The organism is Sorangium sp. So ce1014 (assembly GCF_051521505.1).
Lineage (GTDB): Bacteria > Myxococcota_A > Polyangia > Polyangiales > Polyangiaceae > Sorangium.
The window spans coordinates 3,556,999-3,575,378 of the sequence record NZ_CP150356.1 but is presented as its reverse complement, the minus strand read 5'-3'; the positions used below and the strand labels follow the sequence as shown (position 1 = coordinate 3,575,378).

At 69.2% G+C, this 18,380-nt stretch carries 9 protein-coding genes; 3 read left to right on the top strand and 6 right to left on the bottom strand.

Annotation, left to right across the window (positions count from 1 at the left end):
* Nucleotides 1-175: 175 nt before the first annotated feature.
* The gene (locus tag WME75_RS13670) at nucleotides 176-1,069 is read right to left on the bottom strand and encodes an acyl-CoA desaturase (protein ID WP_437490417.1); all 894 of its coding nucleotides are present in this window, start codon (nucleotides 1,067-1,069) and stop codon (nucleotides 176-178) included.
* Between the two features lie 152 nt (nucleotides 1,070-1,221).
* Here WME75_RS13670 and WME75_RS13665 point away from each other — a divergent pair, with 152 nt between their 5' ends.
* Nucleotides 1,222-1,962, top strand: coding sequence for an RNA polymerase sigma factor (locus WME75_RS13665; protein ID WP_437490414.1), 741 nt, complete (start codon nucleotides 1,222-1,224; stop codon nucleotides 1,960-1,962).
* Here the strand turns inward: WME75_RS13665 and WME75_RS13660 are convergent.
* The 4 genes from WME75_RS13660 to WME75_RS13645 all read right to left on the bottom strand — a co-directional run bounded on the left by WME75_RS13660 (nucleotide 1,929) and on the right by WME75_RS13645 (nucleotide 14,104).
* Entirely contained in the window at nucleotides 1,929-6,932 is a 5,004-nt protein-coding gene (locus tag WME75_RS13660) for an FG-GAP repeat domain-containing protein (protein WP_437490411.1), read from the bottom strand. The genes WME75_RS13665 and WME75_RS13660 overlap by 34 nt on opposite strands.
* Before the next feature lie 732 nt (nucleotides 6,933-7,664).
* On the bottom strand, nucleotides 7,665-9,164 hold the full coding sequence (locus WME75_RS13655; protein ID WP_437490408.1) for an arylsulfatase: 1,500 nt from the start codon (nucleotides 9,162-9,164) through the stop codon (nucleotides 7,665-7,667).
* 97 nt (nucleotides 9,165-9,261) lie between these two features.
* Complete coding sequence (locus WME75_RS13650) at nucleotides 9,262-10,107, bottom strand: hypothetical protein (RefSeq protein ID WP_437490406.1); 846 nt, start codon at nucleotides 10,105-10,107, stop codon at nucleotides 9,262-9,264.
* Nucleotides 10,108-10,207: 100 nt separating this feature from the next.
* Nucleotides 10,208-14,104 carry a protein kinase domain-containing protein gene (locus WME75_RS13645; RefSeq protein WP_437490403.1) on the bottom strand — a complete coding sequence of 1,299 codons (3,897 nt, stop codon included), beginning with the start codon at nucleotides 14,102-14,104 and terminating at the stop codon, nucleotides 10,208-10,210.
* Nucleotides 14,105-14,863: 759 nt separating this feature from the next.
* On the opposite strand from WME75_RS13645, the gene WME75_RS13640 reads away from it, so the two are divergent.
* Nucleotides 14,864-16,120 (top strand): protein kinase domain-containing protein, encoded by a 1,257-nt coding sequence (locus WME75_RS13640; protein ID WP_437490400.1) that lies wholly within the window; start codon nucleotides 14,864-14,866, stop codon nucleotides 16,118-16,120.
* 327 nt (nucleotides 16,121-16,447) lie between these two features.
* Nucleotides 16,448-17,707 carry a peptide-N-glycosidase F-related protein gene (locus tag WME75_RS13635; RefSeq protein WP_437490399.1) on the top strand — a complete coding sequence of 420 codons (1,260 nt, stop codon included), beginning with the start codon at nucleotides 16,448-16,450 and terminating at the stop codon, nucleotides 17,705-17,707.
* Between the two features lie 334 nt (nucleotides 17,708-18,041).
* Here the strand turns inward: WME75_RS13635 and WME75_RS13630 are convergent, their stop codons facing one another.
* On the bottom strand, nucleotides 18,042-18,365 hold the full coding sequence (locus WME75_RS13630; RefSeq protein ID WP_437490396.1) for a hypothetical protein: 324 nt from the start codon (nucleotides 18,363-18,365) through the stop codon (nucleotides 18,042-18,044).
* Nucleotides 18,366-18,380: the final 15 nt, after the last annotated feature.

Here is an 18,380-nt window from a genome sequence, read left to right as displayed (position 1 = left end):
AAGGCAGCGCGTCAGCCCTTCCTGGCAACGCAGCAGCCGCTCCAGCAGTAATCGCGCCAACAGAAGAAACACCGGGCGCCCAGGCAGAAGCCTCGAGCATATGGCACGAAACGGCACAAGGCGACTCACGGGCGCCTCTCACGGGATCACGGCGCGCGCCGAGGCGCTCACCACATCAGTCGCGCTTCTGCGCCACCACAGCGTCTCCACCGATCGCGGACGTCTCCTCGGGGACCAGCTCGCACGATTCGCCGGTCTCCGCGACGAGGTTGCGCCGCAACGCGTGCTCGGGGACGCCGCGCACGTCCCACACAAGGCCGATCTTCTCGAGCGCCTTCAGCCCGTAATAGGTCATGTCGATCTCCCACCAGAAGAACCCCTGACGCGCGCTGCTCTGGTAATGATGATGGTTGTTGTGCCAGCCCTCTCCGAGGCAGAGCACGCCGAGAAGCGGGTTGTTGCGGCTCGTGTCGGTGGTCGCATAGCGGCGCGAGCCGCTGACATGCGCGACGGAGTTGATCGCATAGATGACGTGGTGCAAGAGACAGGTCGACACGCAATAGCCCCAGAGACCCACGTCGAGGCCACCGAAGATCAGGAGCGCAGCGACCATCGCCACGATTGAAAGAGCGTGCCACCGGTCGAGCCAGCGGAGCTCCGGGTAGCGGGCGAAATCGGCGATGAGCGAGAGATCGGTCGCCTCGTGCTCCCGTCCCATCCACCAGCCCATGTGCGCATGCCAGAAAGAACGGCGCGTGGGGCTGTGGACGTCGCGATCGGTGTCCGAGTATTTGTGATGCACCCGGTGGGTCGACGCCCACCAGAGCGGGCCTTTCTGCGCAGCCGTCGTCGCGACGAGCGCGAGCAAAAACTGGAACGCGCGGCTCGTCTTGAAGGTGCGATGCGAGAAATACCGGTGATATCCGGCCATCATCGCGAACAGCCGGATCAGGTAAGCCACCGCGGCGAGCGCGGCGAGCTCCCAGGTCACCCCCCGGACGAGGGCGAGCACGGCGCCGGCGTGGATCGCGGCAATCCCGAGGACGTTGAAGCACTGGCCGGGCGTCAACCACGCGCCTCGGTCGGGGGAAAGAGACCCAACGGGTTTAGGCACTTGTTAAAGCCTGGCTGGGTGCGCGACGCTCGTCAGCGAGGTGGGCGCGCGGCACCCGAAAGGATGAAAAATCTGGGGCGGGTGCCCTGTGAATAACACCGTCCGGGGTGCTTCGTGAACGGGATTCGATCCACCTCGACGACCACGCGCTCCCCGAACCCGAGAACCCCCCGCCCGAGCCGGTGGTAGCGCCCGTCGCGGTAGCCCGCTTCGAAGCGCCGCGGCCGGTCGGCGCCGTCGTTGACGGCGTAGCCGCTGACGCCCCGAAGCCCCCGATCGGCGGCGCGGTTCTGCAAGAGGGTGCACGCCGTGCGCGGCTCCGGAGCCAGCCCCTGCTCCGCCGCGCGCTCGGGCCGGGTGGCGACATCGAGGATCTCGTCCAGGAGTCGTTCCTTCTCTTCTTCCGCCAGATCAAGGACATCCGCGACCCCGCTGCGCTCCGGCCGTTCCTGCTCGGCATCGCCGCGCGCGTCGCGCGGTACGACCTGCGCCGGCGCCGCCTCTCGGCCTACCTCAACGCCGCTCCGGAGGTTCCCCGGCTCGGCGGAGGCGCGCGCGGTCGCGGAGGAGTACTTGAAGCGATATCCGACAGGCGCGTTCGTCGCCGTCGCCGCGGAGATCGTCTCCGCGCGATGAGGGGGAGTCGGCTCGCCGTCGCGCTGGGCGCGGCGCTCCTGATCTCCGGCGCTGCGCGCGCGCGCCGAGGCGGGCACGCTCGTCGTCCTGGTGCGTCCGCCGCGGCCGAGCGAGATCGTTGGATCTATTGCAGGGCCGCGCAGGGCCGCGCGGGATCGCGCGGCCCTGCGGTGCGGCGTCAGGGCGCGAAGCGCAGGTTGTCGAGCACGTAGGTGCCTGCGTTGGTGGGCGCGTTGAGCACGAGCCGGAGCTGGCACTCATTGTCCTGGCCGAGGAGCGCAAGACCCGCCGGTGGCACGACGAAGTTGACGACGTGGGCGCCCGACCCCTGCGGGAGCGGGACCGTGTTCGTCGCGACCTCCTGGTGCGACATGTTCGCTCCCATGCACGCCAGGAACATCGAGGCTCCGCCTGACCAGCCGGGGTTGACCGGAGGCGGTGACACAACGTCGAGCCTCAGCGTCGGCCCGAACGTGAAGAGCTCGCTGGTCGGGAACGACGTGCTCTCGATGACGGTGTAGTTCGAGACCGCGAGCGAAAGCGCGTTCAGCTCCGGGACGGTCGGCGATTCGACGAGGCTCGCCGTGGTGCCCTGCACGACGTGCCACGCATCCTCGGTCTCGAAGCCGAAGACGCGCTCGACGGTGGTAAGCGGCACGAACGGCCCGTCGACCAAGCCGGGGCTCGCCGCCCCGTTCCACTGCAGCTCCCCCATGAACCGCACGTTGTCGAGCTGGAAGCAGTCCCCGTTCGCCGCGTCCGCCATGAGCGAGATCTGCAGGGTGGAGCCGCGGTCAGCCTCCTGAAGGGCCTCGAAGATCGGCTCGGGGAGCGTGAAGTGCGCCGTGACCCACTCGCCCGCCGGATAGCCCGTCAGGTCGAACTGCCCGGCGAACTGGGCGACGGTGTCCTCGGGACGATCATGGTAGTAGAGCTGGAGGGAGCCCTGCCAGGCCGGGTTCGGCAGCCCGGTGGGGATCCGGACGTCGAGCGCGAGGTGGCGAGAGATCCAGGTGAAGCTCTTCGGCACGAAGGAATCGCTCTCGAGCGTACGGGAGCCCGAGGAGCACACCCGCTGCGACGTCTTTCCCACGGTCGCGACAGGGCTCTTCGAGGTGCTGGCCGTGGTCGCCCAGAGCCCGTCCCAGGTGCCGACACTGGCCTGGCCGCGCGGCGTGGCGCGGTACGTGGTGGCCCGCAGCGACTTGATGTGCACGACGGCGCCGGCAGCGTCCGCGACGTCAATGGCGATGTTGACGAACTCCTGCGTCTGCTGGAGCGCCTCCAGGGCGGCGGCAGGGACGTTGAAGAGCACGTCCGTCTCGCCCGCCGCGACGACGTCGGCGAGCACCACGGTCGAACCGAGCTGGACGGTGCCGGTCGAAGCCGCGCTCAGCGTGACCTTGAGCCGAGCGCTCCGGGTCGGGCTGCCGGTGACCCCCACCGAGAACGACACCGACCCCGGCATCCAGCTCGTCCCCGTGCGCGGGTACTCGCGGTCGATACGGGCGTTGCCAGCGCCGTTCGGGGTGATGATGAAGCCGCTGCCGTCGGCGTTTTGCGCGGCGGAGCCGGGCTGGGCGGGCAGCCAGCTCCCGTCGAACCGGATCTGGCTGGGCGGGTCCACGGCCGCGTCCCCTACAGCGATGCGGGTCGGGTTGTGGTGGTCGGTCGAGTCGAGGATCAACGTCGAGTTCAGCTGCGGGTTGCGGATTGTCACGCGCCCGTCCCCCGTGGCGCGCACGTACGCGACCCCCGTGAACTGATAGTCCGCGTCGACCTGCTGGACCAAGAGCAGCGGGAAATCGATGACCTCCTGCGGCTCTTGCGGGTCGAACGCGCCCGCGGAGACATCATCGATCCGGTCGATCCACATCAGGGACTCCTCCTCCGAGAAGCCGATGTCGAGCCGCTCGTTGCTCACCACCGTCTGGTAGGGGAGCATGTTGCCCTGCGCCGTCAGGCCGGCGTTCCTGGACACGACCGCGCTCAGGACCTCCGCGGCCGGGACGCCCGCCTCCGCCGTGCCTGAGCCCCAATGACCAGGGACGACCTCCCACAGACCGCCGTGCAGGACGGGGAAGGAAACCACGACGAGGTGCAGGTCGCCGCCCGGCTTGGTGATCACCTTGGCCCTCGACCCGTTGTCCAGCATGACGACGTCGCTCGAGGCCCAGCCATCCGGAGTCCACGTCGGCCAATCTTCATGAGGATCGGAGCCCAGGGTGACGTTCTTGTAAACGGGCCCGTTGTTCGAGCCGTAGCCGTTCCCTCTCATCATCGGCGTGACGCGCTGAGCCTCCGTCACACCCCAGTTGCCCTGATCGCCGGGGAGCAACAGCACGCTCGGCTTCGCGACGAAATCGTGCGTGTTCGCCTTGTCCTCAGGCTCGAAGATCTGCTCGTGAGGCCACACCCCCGCGTGGACGAAGCGCCCGTACCTGCCGCCTGAGCTGTTCAGGAAGTCGTTCGTGGAGAAGTAGTGCTCGGCCGCGGGCTCATATCTCCATGAGCCGGTGGTCCCCTCTGGCCACTCTACCGGGTTGATGTCCAGATCGCGCGCGATGGCGTCGAGGTCCTCGTCGCCCATCACGTTGGGCGCCGGGTAGCTCGCTGCTCCGTGAACCCGGTACATCTCCGTGGAGTAGCGCGACCCGGCGCGCGTGTACGCGCCGAACCCGGGCTGCTCGTTGTCCGGCTTCAGCATGAAGTGGTGGATCAGCTCCGGCACCTGGTAGCCGCTGAGCACGGCGTCGAGGGCGAACCCTTTGTACTGGTCTCCGCCGTTCCACCACATGCAGTTGCGAGCCGTCTTCGGGCAAAACGGATCATCGTTGAATGAATACACGCCCGTCAGGATGCCGAACATGATCGGCGTATAGTCGCCCGAGTACAGCTCCAGCTTGTCTTTGTACTCCCATTGACGTCGCATCGGGGCATAGCGCTTGCCGTGGTAGGACTGGAAGGCGACCATGGCGGCCGTGTAGTCGACGGCGTTGCGCGCGGCGGTTCGCACCTTTTCGCCCTCGGCATGGCTGGCGAGCTGCATCAAGGCGCGCAGCGTGAAGCCCTGGTACGGACGCGCGTTGGCCTCGAAGTAGCCGTTCCTCGTGACCCGGGCGATGATGGAGAGCAGCGCTTGCTCGAGCTCCGTGCCGTCGTTGACGAACTTCTCGGGGCTCACGTCGTGAAAGGCCTGAAGCGCCGGGTCGTTTCGTGGGTTATTGCGGATCCACTGGTTCGCCAGGTAGATCCAGGTGTTGGTCATGAGGACGTGGTTCTCGGTCTCCGGGACGGCAATCGTGAACGGAAAGCCCTCTACGATTGCCCCGTCGTACTCCAGCTTACGCACCTTGTCACCAGCATAAGGGACGTAGGGGGTGCAGTAGGCCTTGTAGAAAATGTCCTCGGGTGGCAGGCCCATGCTGGCGCACGTTGTCGAACTCTTGCGAGCGTACATGAGGAGCGCGTTGACGGCCTTGTCTGTGAGCAGCGGCTGCGAGCCCTCGGGCGTGTTCCCGAAAGCGTTCAGCAGCGTCATCGCGCTCGTGAGATGAAAATCGAAGTCCTCCTTCGAGCCGACGTCTTTGTGCATGTGCGCGTTCTCGACGAGCCAGTCCTCGACGAGCTGCGGGAAGTCCTCCGGCGGCCTGAGCTCGTCCTCCGGGTCCAGATGGACGAGCGCCGCGAGGCCAGCGGCGATGCGGCGGAAGCCCGTGAGGTGCGCGCGCTCCCAGCTCCCGAAGTTGGTGATGTCGCCTTCGAAGGTGAGCATCCACGCCTGCAACAGGCGCTTCAAGCGGTCGTCCATCTCCGCGTTGGCGTCCGCGACCGAGTCGGGGATGGGGTGCGGATCGCCTTGGACGACGCACACCTTGTCGCCGACGGCAATGTCGGTGATGTAGTAGTCCTCGTCCTCGGACCAGTCGCTGGTACCCCCTCTCCGGTAGACAACGCCTGTGAGCAGGTCGTCGTAGACGCCCCACCTCGGGTTCGGGCTGTCGGTGCGCCCGAACACGAGCTCGCCCCGGCCATCCAGGTCCGTGTCGACGACGGCGACCGCGCTCGCGCCGACGTCTTCGCCCCACTCCTGACCGCGGGTGATCTGGGAGATGGTCCCGTTGGCGTCCTTGCTGAAGATCACGAGCTTCGAGCGCTGGTCACCCCCGCTCCGCCCGACCACCAGCTCTTCCATTTCATCCCCGTTCATGTCCCCGGAGCTGATGGAGATGGCCTGGAGGTCGCCGTCCCAGTTGTCGCTGCCGGGGTCGAAAGGAGCCCCGAAGGCGATCTCCCTCGTGAAGAAGTCGTGCGTGCCGGGGAAGACGAACACGCGCGGGTCGCCGTGATCTCCTTCGGCGATCGCCGCGAGGTCCCCATTGCCGTCGCCGTCGAAGTCGAGGAGCTTGACCCCGAACACGCCGGGCTCGTCGCCGAACACGCTATCGCCCGCGCTGAAGAGGGTGGTGAGATTGCCGCCAACCAGGGTCGCGACCTCGACGCGGAGCCCCATGCCACTGCACCCGAGGCCGCACTGCCTGTCCCTGGAGATGGCGACCTCGGCGCGATTGTCACCGTTGATGTCGCGCACGTCGAGCCCCGTCACGTAGTAGTCCGGCCCCCATTCCGGGTTCAAGCGCCGCTCGAGGATCGTCTGGAAATGGGGGTTCCCGCCGTCAAGGGTGAAGTCATCCAGGATCAGCACCCTGGCCGCCAGCTCATCGGTCGCTTCGTTCATCCCGACGACGACCTCGTCGTCGCCATCGCCGTCCAGATCGCCCGCTGCCAGGGCCTGCACGCCCTTGCTCGTGCCCCAGTTGCCCAGCGTCGCGAGCTGCTTGAACTGGGTGGTTTTGTCATCGTAGACGACCAGGCGCGGCACGACGTCGCAGTTCACGCAATTGCGCCTGTTGCGCCCCACGATGAGCTCGAGGTCCGGATCCTCGTCGATGTTGGCGAACGTGATGGCCGTGGCGTAATGGGGCTCGCCGTAGTCGTCGCCGCGCACGGTGAAGACGTGATCGCCGTCGTACACGTAGACCGACGGGTCGTTGTCCGTGTCACGGAACCGCGAGACCGCAAAGAGCTGCGCGCTGCCTCGGCATTGGGTGCTCTGCGCGTCGGCGACGATTGGAACGCCGACCAGGATGATGGATCCCAGCAATACTAACCAGTGACGCATTGGTCTCCTTTTCTAGAACTTCAGGCTGGCTGTGGAGCGAGGGCGGCCCATTCGCCGTTCGGATGAGCTGTTGCTATGGCGTCGGCTCGAGGGCCTCTCCACGGCGCCTTCGTGCTGCCGGCTGCCCGCGTGACGAGGCCGCCGCCGGTTCGCACCGGGGCCCCTGGGAGGGGACGCGATCGTCGCAGCCTTCCAACGGGCCCTGCTGTCGATGACGAAAGCCCCGAACCAGGAGCCGGTGAACCGCTTCTTCAGCGACGACCCATAGCAACTACCAAGCCAACCACCGTCCGAGAGGGGCGAGACTCCGGCCGCCGCGCGTCCGCACGACCCTACGTTGCTGGTTGGGGCAAATCACGGTTGCAGGCGTGACATGTCACGGTGCCGGGGCGTGACATGTCACGGCTGCAGGCGTGACATGTCACGGTGCCGGGGCGTACCGTGTCGTGTCTGGCATGTCCCACCGCCACGGCATCGACCGGCGGTCCTGCCTGAGGTGGGCGGCGGCTCGGCGCTCGTCGCGCCGGAGCCGCGGCCGCGGCTCAACCTGCGGTGCGTTGGCGTTCGAGGGAGCCCTGCGCCGGGTTCATGGACAGCAGCGGAAGGCACAACTGGATGGGCCTGGGCCCCCCGGGCCCTCCCGTGGCGGTGTTGCTCCGCGGCGGCGCGAGGGCTGCCGGCTTCCGGCGGGGCAGCGGTGGCTCCGATCCCGTCGGTCGTCTTCGAGCTCGTTCAGCTGCTCGTCATACCAGCCTCGATCTTGGCCATCACCTGTTCGAGGCTGAAGCTCGCCGGCCTCTGCCTGGCCGGGAACTCGACGAAGGTCTGGAGCATCTGGGCGACGTAGGCCTGGATCGGTACAAGCAGCCAGGCGTGGTCGAGCAACCAGTCGTAGTAGATGTTCGACGTGATGTCAGCCCGCTCGTACGGGTCTGTGCGCAGGTTGAAGATCTTCGGGACGCGCAGGTGCACATAGGGCTCGGCCCAGATCTTCAAGGTGCCGACAGCGCGCTGTTCGAGGAACACGAGCTTCCAGTTGTCGAACCGGACTGACGTGAGGTCGCCGTCGTCGGACACGTAAAAAAAGTGCTTCCTCGGGCTCTCGGTCGCTTCGCCCGTGAGGTACGGCAGCTGGTCGTGACCGTCGAGATGCACCTTGTACGGCGCGCCGTTCAGCTCGGCCCCCGCCTTCAACTGCTCGACGATATCAGGGACTCCTGCGGCGGAGAGGAGCGTGGGGAACCAGTCGTTCTGGCTGACGATGCCAGTGAGCACGCGACCGGCCGGGATCCTGCCCGGCCAGCGCACCACGGCCGGTACCCGGTAGGCGCCCTCCCAGTTCGAGTTCTTCTCGCTGCGGAACGGCGTCATCCCAGCATCGGGCCAGGTGTTCATGTGCGGTCCGTTGTCCGTGGAGTAGATGACGATGGTGTCCTCGGCGATGCCGAGCTCGTCGAGCAGAGCGAGGAGGTCACCCACGAGGTCGTCGTGGTCACACATCGTATCGTGGTACACCGACTGCCACCGGCCCGCACGGCCCCTGCTTCCTGGCTTTCCGCGGGTGCGGAAGTGCATGTGGGTGCTGTTGAACCACACGAAGAACGGGGTGCCGGCCTCGTGCTGGCGCTTGATGAAGTCGATCGCCGCGTCGCGGAACTCCTCGTCACAGGTCTCCATGCGCTTCTTCGTGAGCGGGCCGGTGTCCTCGATCCGCTGGGTACCGTCGCCGTTGGCCCACGCGTGGAGCACGCCGCGCGGGCCGAAGCGCTTCTGGAACTGCGGGAAGTCCTCCGGCGTCGGGTAGTCTTCGAGCTCGGGCTCCTCCTCGGCGTTGAGGTGGTACAGGTTGCCGAAGAACTCGTCGAACCCGTGCATCGTTGGCAGGAACTCGTCGCGATCACCGAGGTGGTTCTTGCCGAACTGGCCGGTGGCATAGCCCTGGGCTTTCAAGGCGGTGGCGATCGTCGGGTCCTCGGCGCGCAGCCCGATGTAGGCGCCGGGAAGGCCGACCTTGGTGAGGCCTGTGCGGTAGGGGTTCTGCCCCGTGATGAACGCCGCCCGGCCAGCCGTGCAGCTCTGCTCGCCGTAGGAGTCGGTGAAGCGGACGCCTTCGGCCGCGATCCGATCAATGTTGGGCGTGCGGTAGCCCATCAAGCCGTCGCTGTAACAGCTAAGGTTTGAAATACCGATGTCGTCACCCCAGATGACCAAGATATTCGGCTTGCTCGGCATTCGTGTCCCCTTGTTGGATTGTTTCCTGCTAGGCATGTTCATTTCAGCATCGTACGTCACCGCCGGTCGCGGGTCGCGGGTCGCGGCGGCGCGTCGGTCAGGGCAAGGCGGTGGTGACCACCTCCTTCGTGGTCGCGGTGCTCTGGCCGGGGCGGTCGACGCAGGACGGGTAGTACTGGCCGGCCCCGTTGAGGCTCTGGCAGACCCGGTCGCATGGCCCGGCGATGCGGATCACCCCGCACTCCACGACCTGGTCCCCGGAGGTCTCGTGGCCCGCGGCGCAGTCGCGCTGGTAGGCGCGCGAGTTGTTGACCGTCGCGCTGTTGTAGCAGGCGTTGAGGTAGGGCTGCGCGGCGAACAGGTTGCCCCAGAAGGCCCCCTCGACGTCCGGATAATCGATGAGCTCCTGGCTGGAGGAGAGCGTCTTCAGCGGAGCCCGCAGCGAGCGGGCGGAGAGGACGACCGGTACTTGATAGTAGTTCACGCGCGCCGCCACGCAGCTGGAGACCATGCGCTGCCCGAGCTCGTCGAGCGGCCCGCTCGCCCAGGTGGGCGCGACGCCGAGCAGCCCGGGATAGCTCTCGTGGTGCATGTTGCCGCTGGAGTCCGTCCACGAGAAGTCGAAGGACGCCGCGCTGCTCAGGGCGCAGCTCGTCGCATAGCGCACGAACTCGCGCGCCAGCGCGCCATTCGGCCCGGGATCCTCGATCGTGGCGACGTTCTGCGCGCTGAGACCGTTGAGGTTCAGGGCGTTGAGGTTCAGGGCGTTGAGGTTCAGGGCGTTGAGGTTCAGGGCGTTCGCGCTGAGCGCGTTGCCGCCCAGGAGGGCCCCCTGGGATTCCCCCACAAGCTCATCCCGCGCGCCGGTGTCCCCCACCTCGGCGATGCAGCCCGACAGCGCCCCAGCCCAACCAAGCACGATGAATGTCCGCTTGAGAGACATGGATTCCCCCCTGTTCCTGGCGCATGACCCGGCGGCTCCCTGCGCGCGGCGCGGCGCGCGCGGGCCCACCAACCACCTCCCTCGATTCGCTGATGAGTTATTATTCTACTTTTTCCCGCACTGCCGCGCCGGTGAAAGGCGATGATGCAGCGGCAAGGTGGGTGTCCGGAGCGTCCGTTTCTGTCAGCTTCGTCAGCTCCCCGTACCAGCGACGGAGGCGACCGCCCATGACGGTCGGAATGGTGGCGGCGGCCGCGAGGGCGCGCTCGAGCTGCGCCCGGGCATCGACGTGCCGGCCGCGGCGGAGAGAGGCGAGGGCCCGTGCCTCGAGCACCTCGATCCGCTCCTGCCCTACCGAGCAGCGCGCGGACCGCTCCTCGAGCGCGGCCCACGCGGCGCCGTCGTCGTCGCGGGTCGCGAGCTCGATCATCGCGCAGAGCACGTCCTCCGAGGGCTTCAGCGCCTCGCAGCCGGCTTCATCCTGCGCCGCGCGGAGCCGCAGGGCGATCCCGCGAGCGCCCGCCTCGTCGCCCTGGTAGAGGCGCAGGCGCGCGGTCAGGAGCGCCACGGCGATCGACGCGTGGCGATCGCCGCAGCGCGGCGCTGTCGCCTGGACGGCGCACGCATGGGGCGTCGCGGCCGCGAGATCGTCCATCAAATACAGGTACTCGGCGAGGTTGTAGCGGCCGACGAGCTCGAGCGCGGGCTGGCCGAGCTCGTGCCCGAGCGCGATGGTGCGCTCGAAATCGGCGATCATCCCGGCGCGGTCGCCCTGGAGGGCCCGCGCGAGCCCGCGGTTGTTGAGCGCAGCGCCGAGGTGCATGAGATCGCTGCGCTCCTCGCAGCTGAGGATCACCGCGTCCAGGTCCCGTGCCGCCTCCTCGACGCGGCCGAGGCTGGCCAGGATGAAGCCGAGAAGGAGCCGGGCGATGAGGTGCGTCTCGTGCCCCTCGTCCCCGAGCCGCTCAGCTTGCGCCGCGGCGCGCGTCAGCACCGCGGCGGCCTCGTCCTCGCGGTCGGCGCGGTGGAGCGAGCGGCCCACGCCGAGGAGCAGGCGGGCGCCGAGCAGGGGTGAGGCCACCCGGTCGGCGAGGCGCTCGGCGGCCGCGACCCGCTCGCTCGCGGCCCGGTACTCGCCTGTCCAGTCGAGGATCATCGCCTCGTCGAGGAGGAGCTCGATCTCCGCCCCTGGCTCCGACGCCGCGGCCGCCTCGTCGCGCGCCGCGGCGAGGTCGGCGAGGGCCTCCGTGTAGCGCCCGAGCCGGAAGCGAGCGAGGCCCCGCGCGCGGCGCGCCGCGGGGAGCAACGCGCCGAGCAGCGCCTCGACGCGCCCGTAGCAGCCCTCGGCGTCGAGGTAGGCCCGGCGCGCGGCCGCGAGCTCGGCGCCGCGGACGAGGAGCGACGCCGCCCGGGCGGTCAGGCCGCCGCGCTCGCAGTGCGCCGCGAGCACCAGCGGATCGGTCTCGCCCGCGGCCTCCAGCCAGTCGGCGGCGAGGCGGTGGCCGAGCGCTCGATCGTCCTCGGTGAGCTGCGCGTAAGCGCCCTCGCGCAGGAGCGCCTGGCGGAAGGAATACGCCTCCTCGCCGGGGAAGCGGCCCTCGCGGTGACGGACGCAGAGCTCCCCGGCGACGAGCGCGGAGAGGTGATCCGCGAGCGGAGCGGCCTCGCCGCCCCCGAGCAGGTGCGCGACGGCGCCTCGCCAGAACACCTCGCCGAGCACGCTGGCGGCGCGCAGGATCCGGCGCGCGGGGGGCGAGAGCGCCTCCAGCCGAACCTGCACCATCGCCACCACCGTCTCGGGCAGCGCGTCGCCCCGGCCTTCCGCCGTCGCGCGGATCAGCTCCTCGAGGAAGAAGGGTTGGCCCTCGGACTGGGTGACGAGACGATCGATGACGGCCTCGTCGGCCGCGTCGCCCAGCGCCTCCCGCGCGAGCTGCGCGCACGCCCTCGTCGAGAGCTGCCTGAGGCAGAGCTCCTGCCGCCCGCGCTCGGCCCAGAGATCGGGGTACGCCTGCTTGATCTCCGGGCGCGCGGTGGCGAGCACGATGAGCGGCTGGTCCGCGAGCTCGCGCAGCGCCGTGTCGATGGCCGCGACGGAGGCGCGATCGGCCCAGTGCACGTCCTCCAGCGCGAGCACCACCGGCTGGGCCGCGCACTCGGCGCGCAGGAAATCGCGGAGCGCGCGCTGCATCTGGTCGCCGAGCAGCTCGGGATCCTGCCGGGCGGCGCGGAGCGGGAGGCTGTCCTCGTCGGGGAAGGGCACGCCGGCGAGCTCGCCGAGGAACTCCTCGATCCGGCGCCGATCCGCCTCGGGCACGCGGCGGGCGACGCGGGCCCGGAGGAGCGCGCGCCGCTCCTCGATGGGCTCGCCGCCCTTGATCCCCGCCGCGCCCTGGAGCGCCTCCGCGAGCAGGCCGCCGATGGACCCCGCGCGCAGCGGATCCCCGAGCCCCGGCCAGATCTCCGCGGGCGCACCGGCGCGCCGGAGGGCCGCGAGGTGCTCCTGGAAGAGGCGGGACTTGCCCATGCCCGCGGCGCCGATGAGGAGCACCGCCCGGGCGGCGGGCTCGCCGGCGCACGCGGCGAAGGTCTGCTCCAGCAGGCGGAGCTCGTGATCGCGGCCGACGCAGGGCGTTGGCCTGCCGAGCAGCGGGCGCCACGGCTCGGCGGCGCCGCGCTCGCCGCGAAGCTCGAGGGCGCCGGACGTGGTGATCGCGGCCTCGAAGCGGGCCTCGATCAGCCCGGCCGTGATCTTGTCGAGGAGGATCCGCGGCGCGCCCGTGCGGCCCGCGCTCCGGAGCAGCTCCGCCGCGCGCTGGATCGCGTCGCCGACCGGCAGGCCGCACCCGAGCTCGCCCCAGCCGACGGTGATCGCGATCGGGCGATCAGGGACGCGCTCCCGCAGGGCCAGCGCGCAGCGCGCGAGCTGCGCGGCGACGTCGGTGGGCACGTGCGGGCGGCCGAAGATGAGCACCGCAGTACCGTCGGCGAGCAGCTCCAGGCGCCCCTCGAAGCGGGCGGCGACCTCCCGGAGCGTGCCGTCGTCCGCGCCCACCTCGCCGACCGAGAGGGTGGCGTCCAGCGCGGAAGCTGGCGCGCGGCCCACCACCGCGACGCCGTGGAAGCGGCGCTCGCTGCTGGTGAGCGCGGAGCTCGCCGGTGCCGGGATCAACCCGCCGTGGACCTCCTGCGTCGCCAGCGCGGCGTGGGCCGCGGCCCCGTCGCGCGGGCGCCGCGCCGGATCCTTCTCGAGCATCTGCGAGAGCAGCGCGTCGAGCCACAGGGGCGCGCCGGGGCAGCGCTCCGACAGGCGCGGCGGCTCGTCGAAGATGATCCTGGCGAGGAGGGCAATCAGGTGATCTGCCTGGAACGGCGGGGCGCCGGTGAGGCACTCGAAGAGCACGCAGCCGAGCGAGAAGATGTCGGCGGGCGCGCCGACATCTTCTCCGCTGCGCGCCTGTTCCGGGGCCATGTACTCGGGCGTGCCGACCAGCACCCCGGCGCCGGTGATCGGGACCCTGCCCGGGAAATGGGCGATCCCGAAATCGAGGAGCTTCGGCTCCGCGATCCGGCCGCCGACGAGGAAGATGTTGGCCGGCTTGAGATCGCGGTGGACGATCCCCCGCGCATGGGCGGCGTCCAGGGCCGCAGCGACGCGCGCCCCGAGCTCCACCGCCTCGGCGACCGTGAGCTGTCGCCGCGAGAGGAGGCGGGAGAGGTCCTCTCCTTCCAGCCATTCCATGACCAGGAAGGGCGTGTTCTCGCGCGCCGCGTTGTAGGCAATGTACCGGACGATCCCCGGGTGCGCGAGACGGGCGAGGAGCTCCGCTTCCCGCGCGAAGCGCTCGAGGTGGTGCGGCGACGGATCGTGCAGCACCTTGGCGGCGACCCGCCTTCCGGTGGTGACGTCACAGGCGCGGTAGACCGCCCCCATCCCTCCGGTCTCCGCGAGCGCTTCGACGCGGAAGCGCCCCCCCAAGAGCTCCCCCAAGCGCACCCGTCGAGGATAGACGGAGAACGCGGTTCGTCCAGCGATGATCTGGATTCTGGCCGCGGTTCCTGCGCGCGCGGCGCCCCGGACGCATCAAGGGCCAAGGGCGCCACGGCCAGAGCAAGAGAGAGTACACAGGGAGACGGGGAGACGGGGAGACGGGGAGACGGGGAGGAGAGATAGATATACAGACCAAGGGGAGAGGCGAGCGGTGAGGACCATCGTCCAAGCCTGCTCGCTTGGGGTCGAGTCATCGGAGCGTGCTGCGTCCGAGCTCGCTCCCGACGGAAACAACATCGAGGTCGTCCACCACGGCCGGCGAACAGAACGGCGGACGCTATCGAGATCACGTTCTGACCTGGGCGAGGGCGCTCGCCATGGCGCTGATTCACCACCCTTGAGCACCTTATGGTGAATCCGGAGACTCCCGAGCGAGGCGATTCCATCGTTCCTGATTTCAGTTTCGCCCTCCCGGTGGTACTGTGACCGACATGCCCCGGTCTCGGTGCCCAGGAGCGTTGTCGCATCAGCGCGTCAATGAGCTTGGACACAGCGACGGCACGGAGGGTACCGCTCGTGTGGCAAGCATCGGCTTCCGGTGGACGATCTTCTGACGCCAACCTCCAGATGGCGGACAGCGCGCGTGCCGTTACGGCGCGCTCTGACCGCTCCGGCGACGCCGGTCCCGCGTCTTCCGCAGCCGGGCGGGGCGCCGTAGCGCAGGACCCGCGGCGCAACCAGCTCGTCGCCGGGCGGTACAAGCTCTTGCGGGTTGTCGGACGCGGCGCGATGGGCGAGGTGTGGCTCGCGCACGACGGGGCCTTGCGGGTCGACGTCGCGCTCAAGCTCCTCGCGGTCCAGCGCGAGCGCCAGGCGGGCGCCGCGCTGGAGCGCTTCCGGTTCGAGGCCCAGGTCGCGGCGCAGCTGGCGCAGAAGACGGACCACGTCGTCGCCGTGCGCGACGTCGGCGACGATCCTGCCGTGGGTCCGTACCTCGTCATGGGCTACGTTCGAGGTCGGTCCCTGAGGCAGCTCATGCAGGAGCGGGGACCGATCTCTCCGGCGGAGCTCGCCCCGCTCCTCGGCCAGATCGGAGAGGCCCTCTCGGTCGCGCACGGCCTCGGCATCGTGCACCGCGACGTCAAGCCGACGAACGTGCTGCTCGAGGAGGAGCGCAGCGGTGAGGTGCGCGCCAAGGTCGCGGACTTCGGCATCGCCAAGTGGATCCGAAAGGAGCTGCCTGCCGACTTCCCCCGCCGAACCGCCGGCGGCGTGGTGCTGGGCACGCCGGCGTACCTGAGCCCGGAGCACGCGTGCGACGGGGACACAAGCCCGCACTCGGACATGTGGGCGCTCGCGGTCGTCTCGTACGAGGCGCTCACGGGCCGGCTGCCCTTCCCGGGCCACACCATGAGCGACGTGCTCGCCTTGATCCTGGCCCGAGCGCAACCGGCTCAGCCGGCGCTGTACCCGGAGGCGCTGCCAGCGCTCTCGGCCTGGTTCGCGCGCGCCTTCGCCCTGGATCCGACGGAGCGGTTCCCCTCGATCGAGGCCATGGTCGCCGCCTACAAGGCCGCGGTCGGCCCGTCGGGTGAGCCGGCGCGAGCCGAGCCCGCGCGCCGGGGCAAGCTGGGCCTCGCGGCCGGCCTCGTCGTGGCGCTTGGCGTCGTGCTGTCGACCGGCGCGCTGCGGGCACAGGCCCAGGTCCCCGCCGCGCTGCGGGCGTCGAGCGTCGACGCGCGCGCCACCTCCATCGTTCGCGCCGCGCAAGCGCGCATCGCAGCCCAGGCGAGCCCACGCCCGGCAGCGAGCTCAGGTGACGTCGCGGCGGTGGGCGCCGCCGTCCCCGCGCCCGACGAGGCCTCCGTCCTCGCGGACGCGCCGCGCCCCCTCCCCGCGCAGGCCGCGCGCCTGGCCGACCCCCGCCGGGCGCCGCGGAGCGCGAGCGTCCCCCGCGGCCACCGCGCGACGGGCGCGCGAGGCGTGCCCACCGAACACGAGCTGCTCAGGACGCGCCACTGAGCGGTCGTCGATCAAGCAGTCTTGGGGAAACCGGTGAAGACGTACAGCGAGCAGCCGTCTGCCGAGTGCATCTGCCCAAGGTCCATCAAGGGCTGCGCTCTTTCGGGGAAGGCATCCTCCATCCAGCGATTGAGCAAGCGGCTGCGGTCGCTCGGTCTCTCGAGCCGTCAGATCCGAACGCGAGCTTATTGGGCACCGGGCAAGGAAGGGCTCGACTGAGACCCTTCTTGGATAACTCGAGTGCCATGATCAGGACACCCCCACCTGGGCGTGGTGGGTCCGCCGCTCCAGCGCGACATCGAGCCGGCGATCTGGTAACTTCGACCCATGAACCTGCGTCGCGCGATCCCCTATTTCGGTCTGTTGGCCTTGCTCGCCGCGTGCACGAATGAACAGCGCTCCGACGTGGGCACTGGCGGAGGCACCGGGACCTCCGAGAGCACCGGGAGCACGAGCGCAGCGACCGGGACCAGCGCAGGCAGTAGCGGCATAGGCGGCACTGGCGGCAGCGGCGGCAGCGGCGGCAGCGGCGGCAGCGACGACAGCAGCGAGGAGCTGCCCTCGGAACCTGAGGAGGTCCCGGTGCTGGAGAACATCGCGTTCTACGACGGCTACGCCGCGACGGTCGACGAACCGATCCCGGACGGCGTGATCCGCCACAACAACTCGCTTGTCGCGACCAGGTTGACCGACAGGCTGCTCGCCAAGGTCCAAACCACGCTGAAGGTCCGCGTGGTCGTGGGAGCGCTGTGCGACAACTACGACCGAATCGGCTCGGTCAACCTGGCGCTGGTCCCCAAGGGTGCCCAGACCTACGTCTCCGGCGAGGTCGACCGGATCGAGGTCGCACGGTTCGTCACGCCGTTCATGAACATGAACAAGCAGCCGACGACGGTCCCCTACGAATGGGAGGCCAGCAACCTCGTGCCGATCTTGAAGGACCCCGATCTCCTGGCCGATCACGATTTCTGGTTGGAGTTGAGCATCTTCGGCGTGCCTTACGCCGCGAACGACGAGGTCGCCGGTTGCGCTGGTCGCGATGACACGCAGCTCGGATCGCTGCTGTTGTATACCGACAGCGCGCAGGAGGCCCAGGACTTCAGCGTCCTGTTGCCGCTGGCGATCGGCGAAGACTTCAACAATTACACCATGGGCGCCAGCGACAAGATCGGCACGACCCGCAAGACCGTCAGCTTCGAATTGCCGGCAGACACACAGAATGCACAGCTCGTGCTGATCACGTCGAATCACGGCGCCAACCAGGGTGGCGAGGAGTACATTCGCCGCGAGCATCACGTGTACGTCGACGGCGAGCGGGCCTTGCAGTACAAGCCCGGGCGCACGTCGTGCGAGCCGTTTCGCAAATACAATACCCAGAGCAACGGCATCTACGGGCTGTCCCCGCGGTCGGACCAAGCATGGCAGTCGTCCAGCAACTGGTGCCCTGGCGACGTGATCGACACCCGGATCGTCCCGTGGGGGGCCGCGAGCGCCGGCATGCACGAGTTCGTGATCGACGTCCCCGACGCGACCTTCGTCGGCGGGCAGGGCAATTTCCCGTTCTCGCTCTACGTGCAGGCTCAGTGAATACGTCCCTTTGACTTTCCGCCATGGCGTCGATGCGACGGGTCAGCCGGGCAGTGCGGATGAGGATCCGGACGAGAAGGCAGACCGAGGTCGTAGCCACCGCGAAGCAGACGGCGCTCGGCTGCTTGAGGGCAAGCGCTTCGAGCGGCCCCTCGTCGGCGATCCTGGGCGGCGCTCGTTGGCCGCAGGGTCCGCATGGGCCTGGGCCCCCCGGCCCCTCCGCTCACGGATCTGTCTGCAGAATGACACTACGTGTGCCCATCCGTTTACAGATTTGCCTGCGAAATGACACTACGTGTGCCCATCCGTTTACAGATCTGCCTGCGAAATGACACTATGTGACCCCCGGTAGCTTCGCACCTGGCCCCGCGGCCGGGGTGTGCACCTCCCAGAGCCAGCGACACGAGATGCTCGCCGCCGGCGTCACGCGGTGGAGCGGAGCCCCTTCCCATGGCTGGACGCCCGGGTAGTCTCGGCCCCCAGGGAGGTGGGTCACGAACACGCACCACGTATCGAGCCCGCGCGCGCGGGCGACGACCACGAAGACCACGGCAGCCCGGAAGAGCAGCGCCGAGGAGCCGAGGAAGGCCGCCGCGACCCGGATGGCCGCCGCGCCGAAGGAGAAGGCCCCCGCAAGGCAGAGGGCTGCGACGAGCAAGAAGGCTCCGTCGCC